This is a genomic window from Ignavibacteriota bacterium, from assembly GCA_019637995.1.
In the GTDB taxonomy this organism is placed as follows: domain Bacteria; phylum Bacteroidota; class Ignavibacteria; order Kapaibacteriales; family UBA2268; genus JANJTB01.
This window is the reverse complement of record JAHBUQ010000001.1, coordinates 438,896-465,780: the sequence shown is the minus strand read 5'-3', so window position 1 is coordinate 465,780 and position 26,885 is coordinate 438,896. Positions and strand designations below refer to the sequence as shown.

At 33.5% G+C, this 26,885-nt stretch carries 19 protein-coding genes; 8 read left to right on the top strand and 11 right to left on the bottom strand.

Annotated elements, in window-relative coordinates; translation table 11 throughout:
• Window positions 1-52: 52 nt before the first annotated feature.
• The 5 genes from phoU to topA all read right to left on the bottom strand — a co-directional run bounded on the left by phoU (window position 53) and on the right by topA (window position 7,993).
• A complete protein-coding gene (gene phoU, locus KF896_01815; protein MBX3042430.1) occupies window positions 53-721 on the bottom strand; it encodes a phosphate signaling complex protein PhoU in 669 nt (222 codons plus the stop codon).
• Window positions 718-2,460: a HAMP domain-containing protein gene (locus KF896_01810; protein MBX3042429.1), complete on the bottom strand. Its 1,743-nt coding sequence runs from the start codon at window positions 2,458-2,460 to the stop codon at window positions 718-720. The genes phoU and KF896_01810 overlap by 4 nt, the downstream gene beginning before the upstream one ends.
• Complete coding sequence (locus tag KF896_01805; protein ID MBX3042428.1) at window positions 2,460-3,173, bottom strand: response regulator transcription factor; 714 nt, start codon at window positions 3,171-3,173, stop codon at window positions 2,460-2,462. The genes KF896_01810 and KF896_01805 overlap by 1 nt, the downstream gene beginning before the upstream one ends.
• A gap of 146 nt (window positions 3,174-3,319) precedes the next feature.
• Complete coding sequence (locus KF896_01800; protein ID MBX3042427.1) at window positions 3,320-5,509, bottom strand: tetratricopeptide repeat protein; 2,190 nt, start codon at window positions 5,507-5,509, stop codon at window positions 3,320-3,322.
• A gap of 150 nt (window positions 5,510-5,659) precedes the next feature.
• Window positions 5,660-7,993 carry a type I DNA topoisomerase gene (gene topA, locus KF896_01795; GenBank protein ID MBX3042426.1) on the bottom strand — a complete coding sequence of 778 codons (2,334 nt, stop codon included), beginning with the start codon at window positions 7,991-7,993 and terminating at the stop codon, window positions 5,660-5,662.
• Between the two features lie 326 nt (window positions 7,994-8,319).
• Here topA and KF896_01790 point away from each other — a divergent pair, with 326 nt between their 5' ends.
• A complete protein-coding gene (locus KF896_01790) occupies window positions 8,320-9,501 on the top strand; it encodes an aminotransferase class I/II-fold pyridoxal phosphate-dependent enzyme (protein ID MBX3042425.1) in 1,182 nt (393 codons plus the stop codon).
• Window positions 9,502-9,656: 155 nt separating this feature from the next.
• Here the strand turns inward: KF896_01790 and KF896_01785 are convergent, their stop codons facing one another.
• Entirely contained in the window at window positions 9,657-10,310 is a 654-nt protein-coding gene (locus KF896_01785) for a hypothetical protein (GenBank protein MBX3042424.1), read from the bottom strand.
• A 162-nt stretch (window positions 10,311-10,472) separates the two neighbouring features.
• Here KF896_01785 and sppA point away from each other — a divergent pair, with 162 nt between their 5' ends.
• From sppA to KF896_01770, 3 genes are all read left to right on the top strand, one after another.
• Window positions 10,473-12,449, top strand: a complete 1,977-nt coding sequence (gene sppA, locus KF896_01780) for a signal peptide peptidase SppA (GenBank protein ID MBX3042423.1) — start codon at window positions 10,473-10,475, stop codon at window positions 12,447-12,449.
• Between the two features lie 433 nt (window positions 12,450-12,882).
• The gene (locus KF896_01775; GenBank protein ID MBX3042422.1) at window positions 12,883-13,326 is read left to right on the top strand and encodes a GNAT family N-acetyltransferase; all 444 of its coding nucleotides are present in this window, start codon (window positions 12,883-12,885) and stop codon (window positions 13,324-13,326) included.
• A 17-nt stretch (window positions 13,327-13,343) separates the two neighbouring features.
• Entirely contained in the window at window positions 13,344-14,450 is a 1,107-nt protein-coding gene (locus KF896_01770) for an alanine racemase (GenBank protein MBX3042421.1), read from the top strand.
• Window positions 14,451-14,470: 20 nt separating this feature from the next.
• Here KF896_01770 and KF896_01765 read toward each other — a convergent pair whose 3' ends face one another.
• The 5 genes from KF896_01765 to KF896_01745 form a co-directional block, all read right to left on the bottom strand.
• Window positions 14,471-15,160, bottom strand: a complete 690-nt coding sequence (locus KF896_01765; protein ID MBX3042420.1) for a hypothetical protein — start codon at window positions 15,158-15,160, stop codon at window positions 14,471-14,473.
• A 122-nt stretch (window positions 15,161-15,282) separates the two neighbouring features.
• A complete protein-coding gene (locus tag KF896_01760) occupies window positions 15,283-15,852 on the bottom strand; it encodes a phosphatase PAP2 family protein (GenBank protein ID MBX3042419.1) in 570 nt (189 codons plus the stop codon).
• 2 nt (window positions 15,853-15,854) lie between these two features.
• A complete protein-coding gene (locus KF896_01755; GenBank protein MBX3042418.1) occupies window positions 15,855-17,531 on the bottom strand; it encodes a PP2C family protein-serine/threonine phosphatase in 1,677 nt (558 codons plus the stop codon).
• 3 nt (window positions 17,532-17,534) lie between these two features.
• A complete protein-coding gene (locus KF896_01750; GenBank protein MBX3042417.1) occupies window positions 17,535-18,575 on the bottom strand; it encodes a hypothetical protein in 1,041 nt (346 codons plus the stop codon).
• 19 nt (window positions 18,576-18,594) lie between these two features.
• A complete protein-coding gene (locus tag KF896_01745) occupies window positions 18,595-20,640 on the bottom strand; it encodes a methyl-accepting chemotaxis protein (GenBank protein MBX3042416.1) in 2,046 nt (681 codons plus the stop codon).
• A 341-nt stretch (window positions 20,641-20,981) separates the two neighbouring features.
• Between KF896_01745 and KF896_01740 the strand changes: the two genes are divergently transcribed.
• The 4 genes from KF896_01740 to KF896_01725 are packed head-to-tail and all read left to right on the top strand — an operon-like array spanning window position 20,982 to window position 26,858.
• Window positions 20,982-21,266, top strand: coding sequence for a DUF485 domain-containing protein (locus KF896_01740; protein ID MBX3042415.1), 285 nt, complete (start codon window positions 20,982-20,984; stop codon window positions 21,264-21,266).
• A complete protein-coding gene (locus KF896_01735) occupies window positions 21,263-23,173 on the top strand; it encodes a cation acetate symporter (protein MBX3042414.1) in 1,911 nt (636 codons plus the stop codon). Before KF896_01740 ends, KF896_01735 begins: the two co-directional genes overlap by 4 nt.
• An 8-nt stretch (window positions 23,174-23,181) precedes the next feature.
• Window positions 23,182-23,958, top strand: a complete 777-nt coding sequence (locus tag KF896_01730; protein MBX3042413.1) for a metallophosphoesterase — start codon at window positions 23,182-23,184, stop codon at window positions 23,956-23,958.
• Window positions 23,955-26,858: a cache domain-containing protein gene (locus KF896_01725; protein ID MBX3042412.1), complete on the top strand. Its 2,904-nt coding sequence runs from the start codon at window positions 23,955-23,957 to the stop codon at window positions 26,856-26,858. Before KF896_01730 ends, KF896_01725 begins: the two co-directional genes overlap by 4 nt.
• Window positions 26,859-26,885: the final 27 nt, after the last annotated feature.

Here is a 26,885-nt window from a genome sequence, read left to right as displayed (position 1 = left end):
AAATACAAAATTCAAGAATTTGAAAGTAATAAAAATAGTTCAAAAATTAAAATTATTTATAAGAATGTTTGATTGTATTGCCATTTATTGCAAAAATTGAATTCTCTGCAATATTTGTTGCAAGGTCGGCAATGCGTTCAATATTTCTTATTATACTGATATAATGAAGTGACTTTTCAATAGTTTTTGGGTCAGATTTCATTGTTGCAATGATTTCAGCCATAATATTTTGCCTGTATGAATCAATTTCATTGTCAGAATTGCAAACATGCCTTGCTAGATCAATATCTTGAACTATGAATGATTTAAAACCTGACAGAATCATTTGCCTTGTTCCTTCAGCCATTTGAGCAATTTCGAAATGGGAAAGAATTGGAGAAATATTCAATAAATCAATCGCATCACGGCTTATATTAACAGTATGGTCTGCCATTCTTTCCAGATCAAGATTGATTTTCATCAATGATTGAATATTCCTGAGTGATGATGCTTTGGGTGAATATTTTGCTATAAGTGATATACACTTTTCATCAATAATTATTTCTAACCGGTTTGCTCTTGGTTCATGACTGAAAATTACCTCATTAAGCAAATCCGTATTTTTGCTGAATAATCCGTTTACAGCCTTGTCAAGCATAGTCTCAATTAGAGAAACATAGCTCGAAATATCACCTTTCAAAATATTTAATTCCATCTCGAAAGCAGTCTCAAGATTTATCATAATTTCCCTTTGATAACAAACTCTTTTTGTGGTATCTGAATTATAAATTTTGTACCTCTGCCGGCATCACTTTCAATACTTATATCACCCTCATGAAGTAAAATGATATGTTTGACAATCGAAAGCCCAAGACCTGTACCACCAACTTTTCTTGACCTAGATCTGTCAACTGTATAGAATCTCTCAAAAAGTCGGTTGTGGTGTTCTTTTGGAATGCCTAATCCGGTATCTTCGACTTTTAATACTAAAAAGCCGTCGTTTCGACATGCAGTGATTTTGACATATCCTGAGTCTGTATATTTAATCGCATTATCAATAAGATTTATGAGCACTTGTTCAATTCTGAACGGGTCAATTATTACTTCAGGCAAACCTTCTTCAATTTCAGTAATTAATTTGATACCTTTTGTATTAATTTTTTGCTCGAAAACACGTATCATACTATCAAATAAAGTACTTATATTTGCCTTCGATAACTGGATGTGAGATGTTTTTTGTTCTACCTCAGAAAGTGTCAGAAGGTCTTGCACGATACTAATCAATCTTTCTGTATGTCTTTTTATTATTTCGATGTAGGGTGTAATATCCTGGCCTGAGCCGATATCATCTTCAAGAGTTTCAATGAAACCCTTGATTGCAGTAAGTGGTGTCCTGAGCTCGTGAGTAACATTTACAACGAAATCCCTTTTTACATTTTCCAGTTTTTTTATACTTGTTATATCATGGAAAAGTACTACAACTTCACTTTTGGATTCTATATAATTTGCACTGCAAATGAAAATCAAATTATGAAATTCTATTTCTTTTGTAATATGTTTCTTTTTCTTTACCACAGCTTTAATTAAATCTCCAAATTCAATTGGAGGAATCAGCTCCCAAACAAATCTGCCTTTGACTATGTTTGTCTTGCATATATTTTCAAAGCTCTTGTTATGGATAACAATTTTACCTTGTTTATCAAGCACAATTAATCCAGCCTGCAGCGAACTAATTAAAGTAAGATACTGATCCTGCTGAGATTCGGCAAGGACAAAATAATCCTTTAATTTTTCAGTCATCTGATTGAAGTTCCTGGCAAGATGTGATATTTCATCATTACCGGGAATAAAAACTTTATTGTCAAAATCACCGAGAGCGACTTTTCTGGATGCACGGGTGAGCTCGCTTATAGGTTTTATTACTTTATAGGAAAAGGACAAAACAAATACAATAGCGAAAATTATTATAAATATTGCAATTAGAAGTATTTCACTTCTTAAAATTTTAGATATATTAATAATTTCAGAGAAAAATATCCCGACTCTCAGAATTATAAAATCATCAGGCGATATGTTGACTCTGCTTGAAACATGCAATATGCTTTGGTCTAAGTAATAGTAAGAAATTTCTGAGCCGGAAATTAAAGGCTCCACATCTATTTTTGAAGATAAATTGTCAATTAGTTGAGGATTAATATCCGAATCTGAAACAACATTACCTTTACTATCAATAATTGTAATTCTGGTTTGTGTTTTGCTTCCAATATCAATTAAAAATGCTCTGAGTTCATTAAGTTGATTCTTATCATAGAATTCAATTATATTGCTAGAAATTATATCATTATATGTTTGTAGGTTTTTGATTGCAATTGCTACATAATACTGCTTGATTGTTTTATATGAAAAAAACATAATAAGTCCGGTAAAAGTAAAAATTACCAATAGAAATCCAAAAAATATCTTCCATGATAAGGATTTCATTAGTCTTCTAATTTATATCCAATGCCACGGATATTTTTAATGAATTTACCGGCTTCTCCGAGTTTTTCTCTCAAGTTTTTTATATGCACATCAATAGTTCTGTCCAAAACACCTTTATCCTGAGCACCTAAATAATCAAGAATTTGCTCGCGTGAATAAACCCAGCCTTTACGCTCTGATAGTAGTCTCAAAATACGAAATTCGGTTGAAGTAAGTTCAATTTTCTTTTCATCAAGAAGAACATCATACTTCTGAAGGTCTATTGTAAGGGAATCTCCTACAACGATTTTTTTTGATTTCACAGTTTTTTCATCTCTTCGAAGCACAGCTTTAATTCTTGCAGTAAGTTCTCTAGGCGAAAAGGGCTTTGTAACATAATCATCAGCACCGAGTTCAAGTCCTAAAACTTTATCCATTTCATCAATTCTCGCAGTAAGCATTATAACGGGAATTGAAGAGAATTTATCCTCTTTTTTTAAATATTTACAGATTTCAAAACCATCTGCATCGGGAAGCATAAGGTCGAGAATAAATAAATCAGGTGTATTTGTTTTTAAAAATTTAAATAAGCCGTTTGCATCTTCAAAAGTTTTGACTTTGTAGCCGGCTTTTGTAAGATGAATTGATAAAAGTTCTGTAATATCAGGTTCATCATCAACTACAGCAATTAACTTTGCTGCCGGAGCTTTAAAGCCCGGTAAATTTTCATTCATGTTATCAATGATTTCGTTTTCCATTTTTCTTTTTTCAATTTTGAATAATAAATATATTCAAAACTATAAAATTATTGTTAATTTATCGTTAATTTAAAGAATGAAACATATTAATTTTTAAAATAATTTAATTTAGATGAATAAAATTACTTTTTTGGTTCCTGAACTTGTGGCACAACAAACGTATTTGAGTCAGGAGGAGTTGGCGTTTGTGACGGTGACTCAAGAATCATATCATCAGGATTTTCAATTAATTTTGGAGGAAATTCAATGTCCTTAAGCATTTCCACCGGATCAGAAATCAAGCTTTCGGCGCTTTTTAATATTGATGCCGGGTCTTTAAGCAACTGTTTAGGGTCCAAAGCATTTGGCTTTTGAACAGGTGGTTTTCGTTCCGGCTTAATTTTACCTTTTTCAGGAGTTACCGGTTTTGGTGGAAATACAACCTCACGCTCTTTAAGTGAATCGGGTATTTCACCTGTATTGACTGCCATTTTGTAAGCAACGCCTAAATTTACTTCTTTGGCGTGCTCTGTCTCAGGATATTCATCAAGCAGAATTTTATAATATGCAAGAGCAGAATCCGGAAGCCTTAAATATCGTTCATAAATCCATCCGATTGTATAAACCGAAGCAGGAGTGTATTTTGAGTTAGGGTATTTGAAATATACTTTGGAAAATTGGTCTATAGAATAATTATAATCACCATGCCGCATTAAATTCAATCCGGATGTATATAATTCTGCAACTGTATCAATAACGAAATTACTTGTATAACCTAACTGAAGCTGAGCATCTTTGCCGAATTCTGTCAATGGATGATTCATGACAATAATTTCCAGAAGTGAATCTGCAAGAAATGCATCTTTTTCTTTCATAATTCGGGAATAAGAATAATAATACTGCGAACTTTCCGGCTGTCGAAGAGGAGCATTATCTACAGCTAATTTGAAATAATATTCAACAGAATCTTTATTATCCAATTCCTCATGAATTCTACCAATTGCATACAAATGAGAACATAGCTCAAGCCGCGTTGAATCAGTAACTTCACTTTCATCGGATTTCAATTTAGCCAGAAGTGGTTCAGCTGCTTTTTGCTTCAAATCCCAAGTATTCATAAGCTGGAACATTTTTTCCGCTGTTTTGAAAACAGGCGTTCTTGTTACACGAGCTTTAGCAAACATTGACCTTGCTCTTACATAATCATTCCTATCGTAATAATTTTGTCCTTTTTCGTAATAATATGTAAGCAATGCCGGATTATTTGAATATGCAGAATCAACGGTTTTTTCAAATTTCGCAAGTTCTTCTGTTGTATACTTAACTTCGTCTTGATTAGGTACATAATTTGTATCAAGCCATTTCAATCGTGCAATCTGTAGTTGCTGCACTTTAGTGTGAGCAATCCACTCTTCATATTTTCCGTCTCGCTCTAACTTTCTAAGTATTTCATCAGCTTCATCATATCGTTTTAAGCGACCCAATGATGCAGCCTGATATAAATATGCTTCAAATTTTTGAATATATTCAGGTGAATATCTGTGAACAAGTCTGAAAGCGGCTTCAGCAGCTTCAAATCTGTGAATCCTAAATAAAAGAGCCGCCATATCAAGTTGCCAGCGGGCTTTTATCTTGCCGTCATCAGTCTGCGATATTGCATTTCGGTAGGGTCTCAATGCTTTTTCGTGGTCATTATTCAGCAGTGCAAGCTCAGCTTCAATTCTAAAAGCTTCCGATAGAATATCATAGCGTTTTTTCTGCCAAGCGATATCAACAGTTCGCGAAAGCATAACTTCGCCTGCTAAGAATTTTCTCTGAATCAATAAATTTTTTGTATAAAGCAGATGTGCATCCGGCGATAAATCACCGTCAGGGAATTTATCTACAAGTTCACTGCATTTGAGCTGAGAATTTAGCCAGTCTTCCTGATAAAAGAATGATTTAGCCATCAGCCAGAGCGAACCTTCGACATAATCGCTCTTTCCTTTTCTTGCTAAAATTTTTGAACCTTTTATAATTATTGAGTCAAGTTTTACCTGTACAGGCTGACGTTTTTGTTTACTAACTATAAATTCGGTCAAAAATGCAGGAGGACCCATTGTAGTTTCTTCAGATACGAATATTTCGGGCTGTGGTACAAATACCCTTGGTTGGACTCTGCGCTTTTCTTCCTGAAATTCAAATTCTTCTTCGGCTTCGTAAGTAAGCCGTTCCATATTATAAAAAGTATTGAAGTAAGTTGTGAAATTCGTATAATTAGAACAAGCACTGCCCATCAAAATATACGATGCTGCTGTAATCAAAATGATAGCTAATATTCTTCTCAATTTCATATTACTTTTTATATATATTTATTAGAAATAATTATTATTGCAAATATCTTAACATTAAGACACATAAATCTCAAAAATGTTTCATTTAACTGGAAAAAAGCATATAACTCAATCTGAATTATATGCTTTTGTTCAAATTTATCAAAAATATTATGCTTTTGCTCGGCGGGTTGTTTTCTTTTTAGAAGACGAATTCTCTATCAATGCTAAACATTCTTCCAAAGTTAATGAAGCAGGCTCTGTACCTTTAGGAATCTTTGCATTTGTTTTTCCATCGGTAACATAAGGACCAAATCTACCTTTCTTGACTTTGATATTATCATTTAAAGGAAATTCTTTAATATTTGCACCTTGTGATGATTCTTTTTTTGCATTGACTCTTGCTTCTGCTTCTTCAGGTGTGATAGTAAATATTTCATCTTCGCTTATAGATGCAAAGATTGACCCTAACTTAACATAAGGTCCGAATCTTCCTATCTGAGCTGTAATTTCGCTGCCGTCAGAAGCTAAACCAACTTTTCTTGGGAGGGCAAAATACTGAAGAGCATCAGATATTGTTGCTTGCTCCATTCTCATACCTTTTGGAAGAGATGCAAACTTGGGTTTTTCAATGTCTTCTTTATCGCCTAGCTGAAACATAGGACCGTATGGACCGATTTTTACATAAATTGGACGTCCTGATTTAGGATCAGTACCAAGTTCGCGCGATTGGACGGCTTCTTCACGAGAAATACCGTCTGAACTTTCAATTGTTTTGTGAAAAGGATGATAAAATCCTGCTATCATACTCTGCCACTCAATTTTTCCTTCAGCTATCTCATCAAATTCTTCCTCTACTTTTGCAGTAAAATTAAAATCCACAACTACCGGAAAAAATTTAACCAAGAAATCATTTACAACTAATCCCATATCAGTTGGAAATAATTTTGCTCTTTCACTGCCTGTTGTCTCAGATTTTTTTGTGATTGTAACCTGATTTTCTGCCAGCTCAAGAGTAAAGTATTCTCTGATTTTACCTTCACGGTCACCCTTCTCAACATAGCCTCTGTCCTGAATAGTTGAAATTGTCGGAGCGTAAGTAGATGGCCTTCCAATACTCAATTCTTCCAACTTTTTCACCAAACTTGCTTCTGTATATCTGGCAGGTGGATTCTTGAAAACCTGTCTGCCGGTGATTTTTTCTCTTTCAGGATTTTCACCTTGCCTTATTTTCGGCAGCATTTTTGACCCATTTTCTTCGCCATTATCCTCATCCGAACTTTCAATATAAACCTTCAGAAAGCCATCAAATTTGATAACTTCGCCTGTTGCTACAAAAAGCTCTTCAGAATTTGAAATTTCAATATTAGCGGTCGTTTTTTCAAGTTCAGCATCAGCCATCTGACTTGCTACAGTTCTTTTCCATATTAATTCGTATAATCTTGACTGGTCTCTTTCACCTTTGATTTCAGATGCAGAAATATCAGTTGGTCGGATTGCTTCGTGTGCTTCCTGTGCTGATTCGTTCTTGGTTTTAAATTTTCTAAGGTTTGAATAATTCTTGCCAAACTCACTTGAAATAAAATCTTTTGCATTATTGAGAGCATCATCAGATAAATTTAACGAATCAGTTCTCATATAAGTTATCTTTCCGGATTCGTATAATTTTTGAGCAACTATCATAGTCTGCTTTACCGAGAAACCTAATTTGCGGCTGGCTTCCTGCTGGAGAGTAGAAGTTGTAAATGGAGGTGAAGGTGATTTCTTGCTCGGCTTCACAATCAAATCTGACACAGTAAAAGTCGAATTTTTGATATGATTTAAAAATTTCTCTGCCTCTTCAAGAGATTTGAAGCGTTTTTTTAATTCAGCATTGAATTTTTTATTCTCTTCAGTCAGAAATTCACCAATAATTCTAAAAGAAGCTTCTGATTTAAAATCTTCTATCTCACGCTCTCTTTCGACAATTAATCTCACCGCAACAGACTGAACTCTTCCTGCAGACAGTCCTTTCTTGACCTTCTTCCAAAGAACAGGCGAAAGTTCGTAACCAACAAGGCGATCCAGAACACGCCTTGCCTGCTGGGCATCAACCAGATTCTTATCTATGATTCTTGGATTTTGGATAGCTTTACTGATAGCTGTTTTAGTAATTTCGTGAAACACTATGCGCTTTGTTTTTTTATAATCAAGTCCAAGAGCTTCACACAAATGCCATGCAATTGCCTCACCCTCGCGGTCCTCATCGGTAGCAAGCCATACAGTTTCACTTTCTTTTACTAATTTTTTTAATTCAGATACTGTTTTCTTCTTTTCCGGAGAAATTTCGTAATTTGGTATGAAGCCTTTTTTAATATCTATAGACATTTCCTTTTTAGGAAGGTCACGAATATGTCCTACACTCGAAGTAACATAAAAATCTTTACCCAATAATTTCTCTATGGTCTTGGCTTTTGCCGGCGATTCCACAATGACCAGTGATTTTATTTTTTTTTCAACACTCATATTGATTTGTTAGTTTTTGAAATTTTGTAAAACAAAAGAATTTAGTTTACGATTAAAAACAAATTGAATTGCACTTGAAAGATTTTTGGCAATAATGCAAACCAGCAAAATTCATAACTCCTTAAAGGATTCAATCCATTTGAGAATAAATTAAAATACTTACAAAGTATTATTATTATAATGGCTTAGTATATATATTATCCTTTTTGGAATTAATTTAATTATTTCTGAATAATATTTTGATATTAAAAAAGTTAATATTAAGTTTGTATTTTATTTTTGAGCAAAAAAATAATTTTGCTTTAATTTTTTAGGAGATAAATTAAGTGAGTCATCATAGTTTAAATATTGACACAATTTGCGTTCATGCCGGCTTAAAAGAAAGCCCTGAAGGTGCAGTAGTTACCCCTATTTTTCAAACATCAACATTCAAATTCCAATCAGCTGACCATGGCGCCAGACTTTTCAATGGTGAAGAAGAAGGTTATATTTATACCAGAATGCGTAATCCTACTGTAGAAGCTATGGAGGATGCTGTTGCTGCGTTGGAAGGCGGAGTAAAAGCAATCGGATGCGCCAGCGGAATGGCTGCAGTTCATCTAATCATTGCATCAACCTTAAAAACAGGCGATCATGTAATTTGTTCAGAAGCAGTATATGGTCCAACTGTAACAATCTTGAAGGATTTGTTCACACATTATAATGTTGATACTACTTTTGTTGATACATCAAATTTAGCAGCGATTGAAGCAGCTTTCAAACCAAATACCAAGCTTGTTCATATAGAAACACCCGGGAATCCAACATTAATAATGGCAGATATCAAAGCAATAGCTGATATGTCACATTGCCGTGGTGCAAAACTTTCTGTTGACAGCACCTTCATGAGCCCGGTATATCAACGTCCATTCGAGTTTGGTGCTGACTATATCATGCACTCAATGACAAAATTTTTAAATGGTCATGCTGATGTTGTTGCAGGTATTGTCGTATTAAATGACATAGCCGAATACAAACATTTCAGGAAAATGTCCAATTTAATAGGTGGTGTAATTGATCCTTTCAATTCATTCCTTGTTCATCGCGGTTTGAAGACATTGGCTTTACGTGTGCGTAAACAAGCTGAAAATGCCCAAAAAGTAGCCGAATATCTTGAAAATCATCCAAAAGTTGATTGGGTAAGATTCCCCGGACTAAAATCACATCCACAATACGAACTCGGACTCAAACAAATGACCGGTCACGGCTCGATGATTGCACTTGAATTAAAAGGCGGATACGATGCCGGGAAAAAATTAATGGATACAATAGAACTTTTTGTACTTGCTGTTAGCTTAGGTGGTGTTGAATCGCTTATTCAGCATCCAGCATCAATGACTCACAATTCAATGGGCAAAGAAGCTCGCGAGCAAGCGCATATAACCGATGGACTTGTTCGCATAGCTATCGGCATCGAAGATGCTGATGACCTGATTGCTGCACTGGACAAAGGATTAGCAGGAATTTAATCCGGAATTTTTCTTAATAACAACATAATAATAACTCTTCTCTATTAAAAATTAGATGTCCAACAATCAAACAAATGATTTTGGACATCTAAGAATATTTAATAATTTTTCATTAAATTATAGATCCTCCACTGCCAGACATAATCAAGTGTGTATTATTTGTTTGATTTAAAAATTGAGCAATACTTTGTATTTAGTAAATATACGACTCTATACACACCATAACCAAAAAATGGAGCTGCAATTACATCTACCGAATAGTGTACGTGCTGAATTACAACAGCAAATCCAATAATGATGGTAGCAATCAGGAAAAATATTTTATAAGATTTTTTTTGCGATACTAAATACATTATATAAATCGTTGCAGTATGACCGGAAAAGAATAAATCCTTAGTCATCAACTTGCCAACACCTACTTCCGAGACCAACGGGTCTATAAGCGGCAGAATTGTAGCCGGTGCTTCAAGCGGAATAGAATACATGGCTAAAATACGTATGGCAAGCATCAGAACGTAACTCTGGAGTCCAAGTATAAGAGCTTTTGGCGATTGCAACAAACTGATAATTGCAATAACCACTGTTGAATACATTATTATAAAAGTGAACCACGAAATATCAACAGGATTGAATAATTCTAGAATCGGGTCAGGCAAAATTACACCCGGCCGGTCTTCAACAAATGCTAAAAATCTAGTGAAGATATATAAACCGATTACGACACTCAGAGCGGAAAAAATGAAATAAGGCAAAAACTTTTTATTACTTAATTCCACTTGCCAATTTGTTTTAATATTATTCCAAATCATTAATTCACCATATTTTTAGACTAAAAATTACTATATGAGAAAAATAATTAAAAGTTATTGTATTTGTTGGGATAATTTACTTATTTTTATAATTGAAACAATGACAAAAAATAAACGTAATTAAAATAAATTAAACTTTTTATTAAATAAGGAACAAGTAAAATGGAAGATATGAACCAACAACAGCCTAAAATGCCGGCTTATCCGCCTCCACACAGGAGTCAAAGAAGAAGAACGAGCAATTGGTGGATTCCCTTATTGATTATTGGTGTGGTAGTAGCACTATTCTTTGTTTTTATTGCCGTTATCATATCACAGATTGGAGGATCTTTTGAAAAACAAAAAGTAGAAGTGAAAAACAATTCAGTTCTATATCTGACTTTCAAAGGTGGAATGCAGGAATATGCAAAAAGTAATCCTTTTTCAGCATTTACCGGTACTAGTAGTGGAGCATCGTTTTTTGAAACAATTCGTGCTATTCAGAATGCTGCTGATGACGAAAAAATCAAGGGCATTTATATTAAGCAAGATTTTGAGGCATTTGGTTGGGCTAAAGCATTAGAACTTCAGGAAGCTCTTGAAGAATTTAAGAAATCCGGAAAATTTATTTATGCATTTATGGAAGTAGGTGCAGAAAATCAATATTTCAATATACTTCCGGCTGACTCAATATTTATGCCCGGCGAAGGTATAATGGAACTTAATGGTTTTGGCGCTTCCTCACTGTTTTTGAAAGGATTTTTCGAGAAAATAGGTATTGATTATCATGTAGTGCATTATGAAGACTTTAAGTCAGCTGCAGATATGTATAATCAAACAAAATATACAGATTCAGCCAAACACCAAATCCGTGTTATTCTTGAACAGCGTAACAAATATTTTGTTTCTTCTGTGGCAAAACACAGAAATATGAGTGAAGAGAAAGTCACAGATGTAATGAATAGGGGCATTTATACAGCAGATTCTCTTCTTACGGAAGGTTTCATTGATGAATTTGCTACCGAGTTGAATGTTCGCGATTTTATCAGATATCGTGCTAATGATGAGCCTTACAATCTGAAATTGACTGTTAGTCAGGATGATAAAGAAAATCTTTATAATAAGGATTTCAAAGGTAAACTAAATTTGGTTGGTGTATCTGATTATCTTACAACCCTAAAACCTACTAAAGAAGATGTTTTTGATAAAGATATTGAAATTGCAGTAGTTAATGGTGTCGGTCCTATCAATTCAGGAAGAGATACAGACGATGGATTCAGCAGTGATTACACAATTCGCTCAGGGGATTTTGTAAGGAACTTAAGAAAAGCAAGAAATAATGATAAAGTAAAAGCTATAATTATTAGAATTGACAGCCCTGGTGGCTCTGTTATTGCCTCAGAAGAAATATGGGATGAAATTATACGTGCCAAAAGTGTAAAGCCGGTTTATGCATCAATGAGTGATGTTGCTGCATCAGGCGGCTACTATATGGCAATGGCTTGCGATACTATTATCGCTCACCCTGCAACTATTACCGGATCTATCGGTGTTGTTATGGCTATTCCTAATGTTAGCGGCACTATGAGCAAATTAGGTATGACAGCAGATACAATCAGTCTTAGCAATGCTGCTCAGTTTATGAACGGAATGTTTCCTTATGATAAACAATCTATGGATAAGCTACGTGGCTTGTCAAGAGGAATTTATGACAGGTTTATTACGCGTGCTGCCGAAAGCAGAGGTATGACTTATGAGGAATTACGCTCGGTTGCCAAAGGTCGCGTATGGACCGGAGAAGACGCAAAAGAAAGAAATCTTGTTGATGCTCTTGGGGGTTTAAATACATCTATTGATATGGTGAAAAACCGCCTTGGTATTCCTCTTGATAAAAAAGTTTATGTTAGATTCTATCCTGAAAAAGTTGATGATATGCAATTATTATTGAGCTTATTGGGTCTTGAAGATAAAAAAGAAGATGAAGAATTCAAGCTCGAACTTGCTAAAATGATGGGGCTTACTCCTGAAGCATTCATAAATAACTGGAATATGCTTCCTGATGACATCAGACAACAAATGAAATATATGTTCGAATTATCAAAAATCTCAAGTAGAGAAAGTGCTATGGTAGCTATGCCTTATATGATTAATATCAAATAAGTATAATAATTTAAATGTGTATTATTGAAACTTCCGAAGGTAAAAAACTTTCGGAAGTTTTTTTAAGATACTCTCTATGTCTTTTTGAATATTATGAGTTTTATTTGTTGAATTATCTTCAATTTGATACACAATAAATTGAATTTATGGTTATCAATTTGCTTATGTCAAAATAAATGCGTATTTTTGAAGTCTTAATATGTGTAACAAATAAATAATAGTGCTCTAAAGAGTATTTATTAAACTGATATGCCTGAATCAACCGAAGATTGTGACGATTGTTATCTTCTTGTTATTAATTTTTTACTTCTTAGTAACAAAATTAGTTTATTGTTACATTACAAAAATTATTATCCAGAATTCAAACCATAGTTAATATTAAATTCTATGGTAAAATTATTGCATTTTTAAAACACTATTCAAGGAAAAAACAATGAAAATATTCAAAACAGAAAGTTATCAGCAGTTAGAAAAAGTTATCAAGAAACAAGATTTTATTGATTTTTTATATGTGCATTTAGATAAATTTGGCGATTCCAAAGAAGCCATTTCAAAATGTCTTGATTTTGCGTTTAAGCAAAATGGCGGCTTAGGAGGATTTGCACTGGTTTGTATGGATGATAAATCCAACATGATTGGTGCTTTGATAATGAATAAGACCGGAATGAGCGGATATATTCCCGAAAATATATTGGTTTATGTAGCTGTTCATGAATCAACAAGGGGCAAAGGAATTGGAGCTCAAATAATTGATTTCGCTTTAGGCGAAACTGAAGGTGATGTTAAGTTGCACGTTGAGTATGAAAATCCTGCTAAGAGACTATACGAAAGAATTGGATTTAATACAAAATATGCAGAAATGCGTTATAAAAAATAATTCGGAGAATTTCAAAAGTGGCTCAACTAAATATATGCAGTGCCAAAATCATTGAAAATATTAAAATTCTAAATGATTTTATGGCAAAATATGATAAGAAGTGGACATTAATTTCTAAAGTATTATCCGGCAATAAAAAAATTTTAAATGAAATCATAAAATCCGGAAATTTAAGTGGAATACATTCAATTGGTGATTCGAGAATATCAAGTTTGAGAGCTGTAAAAGAGCTGAATCCTGATGTGATTACTATGTATATCAAACCACCTGCAATTAATTACGCACAAGAAATAATCGAAGTTGCAGATATTTCAATGAATACATCAATAGAAACACTTGTAGTTCTTAATGAGGCAGCATCCAGGAGGAATAAAATCCACAAAGCAATAATAATGATTGAGATGGGTGAACTTCGTGAAGGTATTCTACACGAAAATGTAATTGATTTTTATTCGAATGTATTTGAATTGCCTAATATCGAAATTGTCGGTTTAGGAACTAATTTAGGCTGTATGTACGGAATAGAGCCTACTTTTGATAAATTACTTCAACTTTCGCTTTATAAGCAATTAATTGATATTAAATTTAATCAGAATCTAAATTTAATTTCTGGTGGAACATCAATCACGTTGCCTTTAATCGAAAAAGGTAAAGTACCTAAAGAAATCAATCATTTCCGAATTGGTGAATCTGCATTTTTGGGTGTTTCTCCTCTTAATAATGAACGATTTCTTGAACTTCATACTGATGCATTCAATGTCGAGGCAACTATTGTTGAAATCGAGGAAAAAGAATATTTACCTGAAGGGATAATTAGCGATGGTAATGTCGGACATACCGGTGACAACTCATCGCATGATGAAGGAACAAGCTCTAAAGCACTTGTTGATTTTGGAATTCTTGATGTAAATATTGAAAATATTGAGTCCAATGATGAAGATGTCAGTTTTATTGGTACAACATCAGATATTACAGTATTTGACTTAGGAGATAATAAAAATCCCGACGGCTCAACAAAATATAAAGTAGGTGACAGTATTTCATTTAGTCCAAGCTATATGGGTGTAGCTCGCCTGATGAGTTCAAAATTTGTAGATAAGACTATTTTCTGCCAGGACGATTAAAATTGTTTTTTTGAAGGCATCTAAAATTTATATCTGAATCCTAAAGTTGGTACAAAATAAGCATCTGAATAATCGAAATTACTAAAGAATGGCAAAGTAATTTCGATATTCAGCTTGATTCTTGAAGTTAGTGCTATATAAGTGCCAATATTTGGAACAATTGCAATCCCATCGTTATTTGTATTATATTGGCGGAAACCCTGAGAGTATGATTGTGAATAAAATGTATTTCCATATAATACTCCAAGTGCAAAATATGGTTCGATAAAATACAACTCAGGAACTTGCATAGCAATCCAAACACCTCCTGTGCCAAGCATAATCTCATTTTCCTCCAATGACATTCCGAATGTAGGCACGATATAATACTTATAATCAGATGAGGGTTGACTCAATAAAAAATATCCACTGATTGAAGCGCCATGCTTAAATCGAATATCATTTTTCATAGAATTTATTGAAGCAAAATATTTACTCTGAAGAGCAAATTTATCAGAAAATGAATGTTGCAAAGACATCATAAAACCATCATTTGACAAGTTTTTTGCTTCATCATAATAGGTTAGAGGAAGTCTTTCATAAGCAAGCATCAAAGTCGTTTCGTCTTTTTGAATTTTATCGGGCAAATTTATTGAAGGACTATAAACCAGACTTTGACAAGAAATGAATGATACAGCAATTAAAGTAAATGCAATAATTCTTATAAACATATTTGTACCTATCAGAAAACTTATTTTAAAAATTTATAATCTGTTAAGAAAGCAGTTGTATTGAAATAGATAACAAAATGCAATAATCCAATTGTCCCTAATTATTACCAAAATATATTATTTTACTCTTTTTTAAAAAAATGGGAATAATTAAATCTTGTAATAAAATAATTAATGCCGATAGCAACACCAAATCCAATCAGAGTTCCGATTATTGCTCCGGCAGTAATATCAAGCGGGAAATGCACACCCACATAAACCCTTGAAATTGCCACAATCGCCGCAATTGAATAAAATAACATGTAATTCTTTTTGAAAAAATATGTAGTTACAGTAGCCGAAGCAAAATTGTTAACAGCGTGTGATGAAGGAAAGGATTTTCCACCACCACAACCTACAAGCAAGTTCACATCGGGAAGTGTATGGCATGGACGAATCCTTCCAAAATACTCTTTCAGAACGGAACTGCTAATCTGGTCTGAAATTATAATCGTTAGTATAAGAGTAATTCCTGTAATTTTCCCGATTTTACCGGTTTTGAAAAAAAGCACATAAAATCCAAGCAAATAAATCAAAATCCAACTATCCACCGTTGTAACAAATGGCATTATTTTATCAAGCAGAGAATTTGACCAGCCATTGTTTATCCAGTAGAAAATTGCAGTATCAATGTTTTGAATAAATTCAGGCATTATTATTCCTTCCCTATTACAACTAATGTTATGTCATCGCTTTGATGAACAGAACCCTGATATTTTTTAACATCTTGTACAATTTCATCCACAATCATTTCAGGTGATTTATCATTAATGCTGATGAGTAAATCTGCCAATCTTAAGTCTCCGTAATCCACTTTTGCATGATTTTCTGCTTCAGTTACTCCATCAGTAAATAGTACAAGAAAATCACCGGAATCCATTTTTGTATTACCCGTTTTATATTTAAACGGTTTTTCAAGAAATCCGAGAATAAGACCACCATGCTCTAAATACTCTATTTCGCCAGTTTTGCGTTTCAATATTGGAGGATTATGACCGGCATTAATATATGTAATATCGCCGGTTTTGTCATTAAAAATGCAGAAAAATGCTGTAACGAATTTATCGGCACCTGTATTATGGCATAGAAGGTCATTGATTTTTAGAATCATTTCTTCGAGCTCAATTTCTGAAACCGCAAGCACTCGCAGAGCCGCCTGAAAATTAGCCATTATGAGTGATGCAGGAATTCCTTTGCCGGAAACATCGGCAATTGCAACAAGAAATCTATCGGGATCGAGCTTAATATAATCGAATAAATCTCCGCCTACGTGACGAGATGGAATGCTTATTCCATGAATCTTAAAGCTATTAAGCTCCGGACTTTTATCGGGAAGAAGATTTTTTTGAATTTCAAGTGCAATATCGAGTTCACTTTCGATTCGTTTTTTTTCAAGTTCTTCCTTGAACAGCCGTTCATTCTCAAGAGCTGAAATTGCAGAATTCCCAATCGCTTCAATGAATAGTAAATTTTCGTCTGAGAAATCAGAACCATTCATCTTCGGACCAACAACAAGCATACCACGAGTTGTACCTTGTACTATCATTGGTGCTACTGCCATAATTTTTATTTTATCCGATATGCTTTTTATTTCTTCGTAATTGCTTAAGGCCTCAATCTTGCAGGCAAAAACTGCTTGAGAAATAATCTCTAAAAATTCGGAATTGAATTTATCATTGAAACGATTTACGATAGTGTTTTTGTTGCCGTTTTCATCAATAACAATGACAGCAAATCTTGAAACAGTAAGCTGCCCCATAAGGTTGAGTGCAAGAGTTTTGATTATTTTTTCGGCAGAAAAATTCTGACTAAAATCCTTTGAAACCTCAAAAAGTGTGGAAAGAAGTTGATTCCTCAATTCTACGCTCATTTTTGCAGATTTATAAGATGTCAAAGTGCGGGCGTTTCTAATGGAATTTGCTGCGATTTTTGAAATAAGGTTCACATAATCAATTTCATCATCACTTAATTCCATAGCTGAAAAGCTTTTTCCCAAGCATATTAAAGCATAGAAATCTTCATCGTCTTTTACAGGAATTAAATATTCTACGCCAATATCTTTCAAATGATAATATTTTGATTCTTTATTTAAATTACTAAATTCCTCAATATCGAAAAATTCGATATTTTCAACCGATAAATTTCCTTTAATAATAGCCGGAAAAAGTTTCTCTTTTTCAATTTTCAGAAATACAGCAGAGCGAATAATTTTCAACTTTCCCATCAAGCTAAGCAAAGTGGAATTTAGAATAAAATTTTCATCATCCGAACGATACAGACTCGCTGTCAGATTTAGAAGTGAGTTGATATTTATTATGCTGTTATTTGCCATAAATTAAAAAATACTTACACATTTGATTTTATAAGGAAGCGGGTAGCTGTCTCCAATCTCGCCGGAACTGTCATCTGCCAGCATAATATCAGTGCCAAAATCGTTCTGTCTTAGAAGCATCAAACGACCGTTTTTTTTGTCATGAGATATGAAGTAAAAATTTCTTTTTGTAACTAAATTTATTCTATCCTTAGAGCGAATATCAATTCTTAAGAAATTATCACGTGTAGGCACGAAACCCCAGTCTTTCGGTGTTATTAAAAACCCTTGCGGAATTTGTTCTGTTGCAAGAATCTGAGCAAAACCAAGTTCGAAAGTGCCTATGATTTCTCTTGAAATCAAATCAATATAATGAATAAATGAAGCAGTAGGTGTTACGGGTTCTCCTTTTTTCCCTTGTCCTAAAGTTATGCAAACAGCATTTTTTCCATCGGGTGTCATAGACAAAAATACAGGATTCGGCTCAGTTATAATTCTGGCAACTTCCTTTCTGTCACGAGAATCAACAACTGAAATAGAATTGTCAGGCATATTGCTTACATAAATCTGATTACCGGATTGAGCTATAGAGTGCGGAGGATTGCCGACAGTTATATTTCTTGCAACTACGAAATTAGTAATATCCAGAAGTGATACATAAATTGAGTTTTTGTGTATGATATATCCGTCTGTTGAATTTGGGAAAACAATATCTATCGGCTCATAATTATCTGCCGAGAAGTCCACAGTTGTCAATAATGACAAATCATTTTTTCTTAAAATCAATATTTTATTATCACCCGGGATAATCAGGTAAACATTGCCACCATTTTCTTTTATATTTTCGATGGGCGATTTAATTTCTAAAGATAAAACTCCTTTCAATAAATCTTCATGAATTACTTTAAGGCTTGGAATTTCAAGCACTTTCAGCTTAGGATTATCTTCATCGGTAGCAACAAATATTTTCTCGCTTGTATCAACCGGATTAATTACTTTCTCATCAGGAGAACACCCGAAAGAAGCAATTATAACAAGTATTAATATAAGAACTAAATTTCTCATAAATCCAACCCAATATAATTTATAAAATAAATTTTTTCACTTCAGTTTGTAAAATCATCACAGCTTCATTAAGCTGACTACTTGCCTTACGAAATTCAGCAAGTGCTTCTTTAGATTGCTCAGACGCTTTAGCAAGTTGCGTCATTGTATCGCTTATTTGCATCGCAGATTCGGTTTGGAGCTGCATACCACCGGCAAACTTATTAAAGCTTGGTGCAAAATCATTAACCTGCTCAATTACTTCTCCAAGCTGTTCGGCAACTGAATAAATATGACCTGCGCCTTTTCGAACTTCATCGCTGAATTTATCCATTTCCATAACGCCTGAAGATACAGATGATTGCATTTCTTTAACCATTTTTTCGATATCTTCGGTTGCAACAGCAGTTTGGTCAGCAAGACGACTGATTTCTCGTGCGACAACTGCAAATCCTTTGCCGTATTCACCGGCTTTTTCAGCTTCGATTGCAGCATTGAACGATAGCAGATTAGTTTGCTCGGAAATTTTATTGATTGCAGTTACAACACTGCTAATTTTGTTTGCTCTTTCATTTATAACAGATAATTTATTTGTGATTGATTTTGTAGACAGGTTCAGGTTTCCTATTGCATCTTCGAGTCCGGCAAGACTTTCCTTACCTTTGTGTGCAATATCCAATGTATAAGTAGCTTTTTTGTTAATATTGTCAATCGAGTCTGAAAGTTCAGATGATGTCTCTGAAATCTGCCTGCTTGTAGCGCTTACTTCTTTTGTAGATGCTGCCTGCTGTGAGGCATTTGCTTCAAGCTCTCTTGAGGAAGCTGTTATCTCATTAGTCGAGCTGCCGACCTGAATACCTGACCGCTGAACTTGTCCAATCAATCTATATAAATTAGCAGTCATTTGGTCTATTGATATGAATAAGCGTATAATTTCATTATAAATCTTTCTTCCTTTTTTTCCGCTGTCATCAGAAATCTGTTTATATAATTCGCTATATTCAAATGATAATTCGGTAGCAGTTTTCAAGTCGCCTATTGCAATCTTTTCGGATGCCTGCATAATGACATTTAATGGTTTTGATAACTTTTTTGATATCCAGACCAAAACAAGAAACAATAACACAAATCCAAGAAATCCAAACACAACGACTTCTATACCTAATGAAAATAAATCACTGTATATTTCTTTATGAGGGAAAAGTACAGCAAGTGACCATCCGTTTTGTTCAACAGGATAGAACCTTACAAGCGACTTAGTTCCTAATACTACAGAAGTTGTTGTAATATCTCCGCGTTCACCGGCTATCATTCTTTTTCCTAATTCGTTAAGAACCGGTATTGCAGAATCATTAGCCAAGTCGAACATAGTTTTGTTCATTATGAGACTAGTGTCAGGATGTGCTATAAACCGTCCTTCTTTTGATATTAAGAAACCATAACCATTCTCATAAACATTCATTTCAGAGATTAGATCTTTCAGCCATGTAAGAGATAAATCGCAGGTAATAACACCACGAAATACCTGCCCTTCAAGAGTATGCTTATAAATAGGAATTGAAAAAGTAGTCATCAGTATATTGCCACCACCCTCATCATAATATGGTTCACTCCAATTTGATGTGTTAAATTCTTTGGAAACTTTGTACCAGTTCTGTTCGGGGTAGTAATAATTAACTGATGATAAATCAGCTGATTTTATATCACCACCATCTTTATAATAATACTTTGAAAAAAGATTTATTGTAGAATCAAACATATACGGTTCATAGCAAATACTCGAACCAAAAATTTCGTTGTTCCTTTCGACAGTTCTTCTTAGAAACCTCTCTAATTCTTCTTCTGTAGGATTAGTTTCTTCAATAAAATTACGACTTAGATAGGCAACTTTTTCAACATTTTTAACTATTGATTCGATTCGAAATGCAAATTTCTCGACAGTTGATGTAGCATTTTTATCTACCTCCTTATATAGTATATTTGCTGAGTTATAAAAGTTATAACCATACAGTAGAACTGATATTATACCTGCTGAAGTCAATATCAGTAGTGATAACTGAAAAGTTAATCCACGAATTCTAAACATAATTTGCCTGATTTACTAAATTCAATATGCAAAAATACTTTATATTATTGTTTATTGCAATTCATTTAATAAAAAAAAACGACAAACTATATATTTTTTAATATTACCAATTTCATTATTCAATTACTATCAATATTACATCGAATAACAATTATCTGATTATTATAGACTTAATAAATATATTAGGATTAGTATGAATGATATTTCTTTAAATTTATTACTAATTATTGATAAGAAAAACATAAATAATTTTTTTTTGTGATGCAAATGTCATATTTTTAAGATATTAAGAATTAAAATTTTTAAATCATTATTTTTTAAAATATTATTTGAGGTATCAGATGTTACATGGTCCGGCAGTTGAGTTGGGAAAAGACAACTCCATACCGAAGAAGACTCGCCTCGGTGTAATTCTTTTCATAATTTACTCTGTTGTCTATGCAGGATTTGTATATATTGGGACAGTTCACCCCGAAAGCTTGGGTTTAGCAACTCTTGGTGGATTAAACCTTGCTTTTGTTTACGGAATGGGGTTGATTTTATTAGCCGCAATAATGGGTTTAGCATACAATTACTTTTGCACAAGGTACGAAAGACTATACAATAAAGAGGAGGAAATAAAATGATTTATGATGTCTCCATTTATGCGATTGTAGTATTCGTACTATTTGTAGTTGCTGTACTCGGACTTTCGTTTTTCTTTGCACGTAAATCAAAATCTGCCAGTGGTTATTATGCTGCCGGTGGGAATATTCATTGGGCTGTAAATGGTATTGCTTTTGCAGGTGATTACTTGTCAGCTGCTTCATTCCTTGGTATCTGCGGAATGATAGCATTTTATGGCTATGATGGATTTATATATTCCATAGGTTATCTTGCCGGATGGGTCGTTGCACTTTTTATAGTTGCAGAGCCTCTTAAGAGAATGGGTAAATATACATTTACAGATGCGCTCGATTTTAAATTCGACTCAAGAGCAATTAAGCTGACAGCTGCAATCAGTACATTAGTTGTCTCAATATTTTATTTAATTCCTCAGATGGTTGGTGCCGGAGTTATTATTACACCTCTGCTTGGATTTCCTCACTGGGTTGGTGTGGTATTAGTTGGTTCAATTGTAGTGTTTATAGTTGCTACAGCTGGAATGACTTCTACAACTTACGTGCAGTTTATTAAAGGCGGTTTGCTTATACTTTTTTCAATAATCATCACATATTATGTTCTCAATAATGGATTAAATCTTCAGCCGGGTGAAAACTATCACAAGTTCCAGACAGTACCTGTTCAGGTTGATAATGGTAAAGTTACCTCAATTGAAAATGAAGGGTATAATTTTATCGGGCAGGTTGATGATGGCAATCATTCATTTATTTATCTTGATGAAAGCGGTTCGCCTTCATGGTGGAAATTAATGCAAAATGATGAAGGATATTACCTTGAAGAAGCACTTTCAATAATTACAAAACCTGATGGCACAAAACTTTATAACGGTGCTCCAAAAGAAGAAAGAAAATTCTTCCAGGTAGGACATTTGAATAAAATAATATTTGACGGTAAAGAAGTTGAAAAAACCGGTCCACTTGGTCCGTTTGATTATATTAAAGTTCTCGAACAGTCTGAAGTAACAAGATTTACAAAAAAGATTCTTACTTACGAGGACAACCAAGTTACAATCTTTTATCAGGAAATTACTTCCGGTAAAGATATTATGAAACCCGGATTATTCTATAAAATGGATGGTCCAAATTCACTTTGGGCAAGGATTGACTTTATTTCACTGATGCTTGCTCTGTTCTTGGGAACTTCAGCTCTTCCCCACATTCTAATCAGATACTATACTGTGCCGAGCCAGAGTGCCGCAAGAAAGTCAACAATTGTTGCAATTCTTGCAATTGGCTTTTTCTATATGCTTACCCTTTATCTCGGAACGGGTGCTATGGTTAACGGAACTTTAGACCCTGAGAACTCAAATATGGCGGCTCCGCTTCTTTCCAAAGCATTTGGTGTACTCCTCTTCTCAATAATTTCAGCAATAGCTTTTGCTACCATTTTAGGAACCGTCAGCGGTTTGATTGTTGCATCTTCAGGCGCAGTTGCTCACGATTTGATGGACAAGTACATGCAAGTTAAAATGACTGAAAATCAAAAAGTTATGGCTGGGAGAATTAGTGCTGTGGTTGTGGGTGTTTTTGCAATCATTTTGGGGATTATTTTTCAAGGACAAAATGTAAGCTTCCTTGTTGGACTGGCTTTTGCAATTGCCGCATCAGCAAATCTTCCCGCAATAGTAATGCTGTTATTCTGGAAAAAAACCACATCAAAGGGCATTGCATGGGCTATTGTTGTAGGTATGTGCTCTGCTCTGATTATAATTTTATTATCTCCTACAATGTATGAAATTTATGGGCTGGATCCGGCTACTGCGATTATACCTTTAAAGAATCCGGGTATAATTTCTATTCCACTTGGATTTCTAACACTGATAGTAGTATCATTAATGACCAAAAAATTCCGTAGTAATCATAAAGACTGAGTAAAAATGTGAAAATTGGCATCATTTCAGATATACATGAAGACGCAGAAAGACTTTTATCAGCAATTAAAAGTCTTGAAAAGTACAACTGCGATTATCTGGTCTGTCTCGGTGATATATCCGGATTTGATGAAAGATTTTACAGCTTCAAATACAGCAAAAATTTAGATTATTGTGTTGATATTATAAAAGTGAATTGCCGGGTTGTATTGCCCGGCAATCACGATTTATTTCATCTAAAAAAATTGCCTGAATATAATACAGTATTTCATTTTCCTGATAATTGGTATGAACTTGATTTTAAAGAAAGAAAGTCTTTGAGTAACGGGCTTATATGGCTCTATGATAAAGATTATCCTATAAGAAATATTTACAAATTCAGTACTCTCTTTGAAGATTTTATAAACAAATATATAATTGAGAATGAAGAAATCAAAATTCTGCTAACTCATTCAGTTGCTCCCGATATTTCAGGATTTTTAACAAAAAAACCTGTCAAATTAAATGATTTTATAAATCATTTTCAATTCCTTGAAAATAATAATTGTAAAATTGGAATTTCAGGTCACTTACATCCAAATGGCTTGCTTCGAATAACTGGAAAAAAAGTAAACCATCCAAAGTTTGCATTAATGGAAATTTCAGAGGATACAAAATCTCAGTTTATAATTCCTTGTATCGCAGATGGCATACAGGATAACGGTTTCACAATATTAGACACTAAATCAAAAACGATAGAATCCATTCCACTTAGAACTCCTAAACACAGCGGTTTCTTCCTATGAAATTAATCAAAAATATTGACAAGAAGAAGTTCCTGCTGACAGTAGTTTTGCCGGCATTTATTGCTCAGGCGCTTTTTATTGGATTGATTTTCGCAGTTATTATTCCATACTTTAATCATAATTTGATTGAAGCTAAAAAAGAAATGATTCTTGAACTGATTAATTCAAGTATTTGTATTGCAGAAAAGCACTTCCATGATGCAGAAGTCGGATTAATAACTCATCAGGAAGCACAGGAAATTGCAATTCAATCTATTGCCAGTATTCGCTATGGAACTGCAAATAAGGACTATATCTGGATTACTGATACAGTTCCTAATATGATAATGCACCCATACCGAAAGGATTTAATCGGAAAAAATATCGAGAATTTCACCGATCTTAATGGCAAAAAAATGTTTGCTGAAATGGTCGAAAAAGTAAACATTAATGGTGAAGGTTATGTTGACTATATGTGGCAATGGATGGATGATTCAACTAAAATTGTTCCTAAAATATCGTATATTAAGGAATTTAAAGAATGGAACTGGATTTTAGGTACCGGAGTCTATATTGAAGATGTGAGAAGCAGTATAAGCCGAGTAGTTAAATCTATGATTTGGATTTCTTTGGGAATCTTCATTCTTATATCATTTTTATTGGTTGTAATTGCAAGAAGAAATTTGAAAGTCGAGCGTGAGCGCAATAAAGCCGAACAACGTCTGAAAGAATCCAACGAAAAATATAAATCTCTTGTCGAGGCATCAACCGACGGTACACTTTTGTTTCTAAACGGCGAATGTGTTTACAAAAATATTACAATTTGCAAACTGATTAATTGTGCTGACAAATTCACACTAAAGCCCAATCTGGAAGGTATTATTTCAAGTAATTCAGTTAATGACTTGCAGACAATTAATGAATTTTTAAATTCCGATCATGATTCTTTCAAAATAGAAACAAAAATAGTTGCTTTAGAAAATCATCAGATTAATGTGCTTATTAGTTTTTCTAAAGTATTTTTATCCGGTTCCAGAGGCTTAATTATAGTAATCAAGGATTTATCTCGAGATACAAATGAACCCGAATTTGAACAGTCAATGAAAATAATATCAAATAACGTCTCTGAGGGCTTAAAGTATGGCATATTCAAAGCAAGTGCTGATAGAAAAGCCAGACTTATTGAAGCAAATACTTCATTTGCCGGAATATTAGGATATAATTCAATTGATGAAATCAAAAATATTGACTTGTTCAATTTGTTTGAGAATGTCAAAGAACGCCGTGAATTCATTTCTTTACTTTTTGAAAATCGCTATATTCCTGAATTCAGAGCAAGCATTATAAATAAAGATAAGACCGTTAGATATTTATTCATAAGTGCTGTCTTAAATAAACAAAATGACGACAATACCGTATATATCGAAGGTTTTGTAAAAGAAAATGCCCCATCAGCAAATATTTCTATTCATAATCAGAAGTTATTAAGCTATTTAATCTCACAAACTGCTTTAATGAATTTGTCAGCAAAAGATGTTCGTTTAGATTCAATTCCTGTATGTAGTGATGAATTAATAATTAAGGATGCTTTGGAATTATTGGAATTTCAAAATTCTGATGTATTGATGCACAAAAGTAACCTAAATAAAACATTTGGTTTTGTTTCAAAAGATACAATTTTCAATCAATTGTCAAGTGGAAAATTCAGTATTAATGAACGTTGCATTTTTGAATCTTTCACAATTGAAAATGTATTCAAATCCGATATTACTGTCATTAAATGTGTTTTGGAATTGATAGGTAATCAAAAATCTTTCGTACTAATTAATGACAACGGCTCGATTAAGCAACTTAAAATTTCATCTCTTAGATATTTGTTGGAGAATTTTTCAGGCTTAATAACGAAGAAACCGGAGATTTCAGAGAGTTTATTTGAGCTTAAGCAAATCCTTAGTGATCTGCCTAATAATATTGAAAATTATATCAAATCCGGAACTAATCTTAAAATTATTACAAAAACGATAACAAATTTAAGTGAAGAAATTACTAAAAAGCTTATATCCAATTCAATCAAACAACTTGGAAATCCTCCTGCGGAATTCGCATTTCTTGCGCTCGGAAGTGAAGGACGCTCAGAACAGGGTTTATCAACCGACCAGGATAATGCAATAATTATCAAGGATTTAACTGATAACATTGATGAAGTTAGAAGTTATTTTCTGAATTTGGCAGAGATTGTCAATAAACAGCTTGATTATGTTGGATATAAATTATGTACCGGTGATATAATGGCTAAAAATCCCAGATGGAATGAGCCATTACAGGTTTGGAAACAATATTTCCATGGCTGGATTACACTACCTGAACCACAAAATCTGATTGATTCAAGCATATTTTTTGATTTCAGGTCCATTTATGGTAGTTCAGAATTATCAGAAGAATTAAGGAAATATATTAATTCTACAATTAGAAGCAATCCGGCATTTTTGAGTCAAATGGCTTTGATGTCAATTAATTACAAACTTCCGGTCGGAATCTTCGGCAAAATTCAGACCGAATCAAAAGAAAACCAATCGGACAAATTCAATTTGAAAAATGCACTCAGACTTCTTGTAAATATTGTAAGACTTTATGCAATGAAATTTAATATCAATGAAACCAACACATTATTGAGACTTGAAGCACTACATAATAATAACCATATTTCAACAGCTTTTTATGAGGATGTAAAACTCAGTTTTGAGTATTTAATGAATTTACAGTTCAAAAATCAAACCAGAAATATATCCCACGGACTTCCTGCCGGTAATTATCTGAATATTTCTACACTTTCTGAAACTGAGATTTCATTCCTTAAACTAATTCTTGGAAATATTTCAACATTTCAGTCAAAAATTAAGTTTGATTTTGGAATCAATTAAAATTCCTGACTGAAATTGAATTATTTT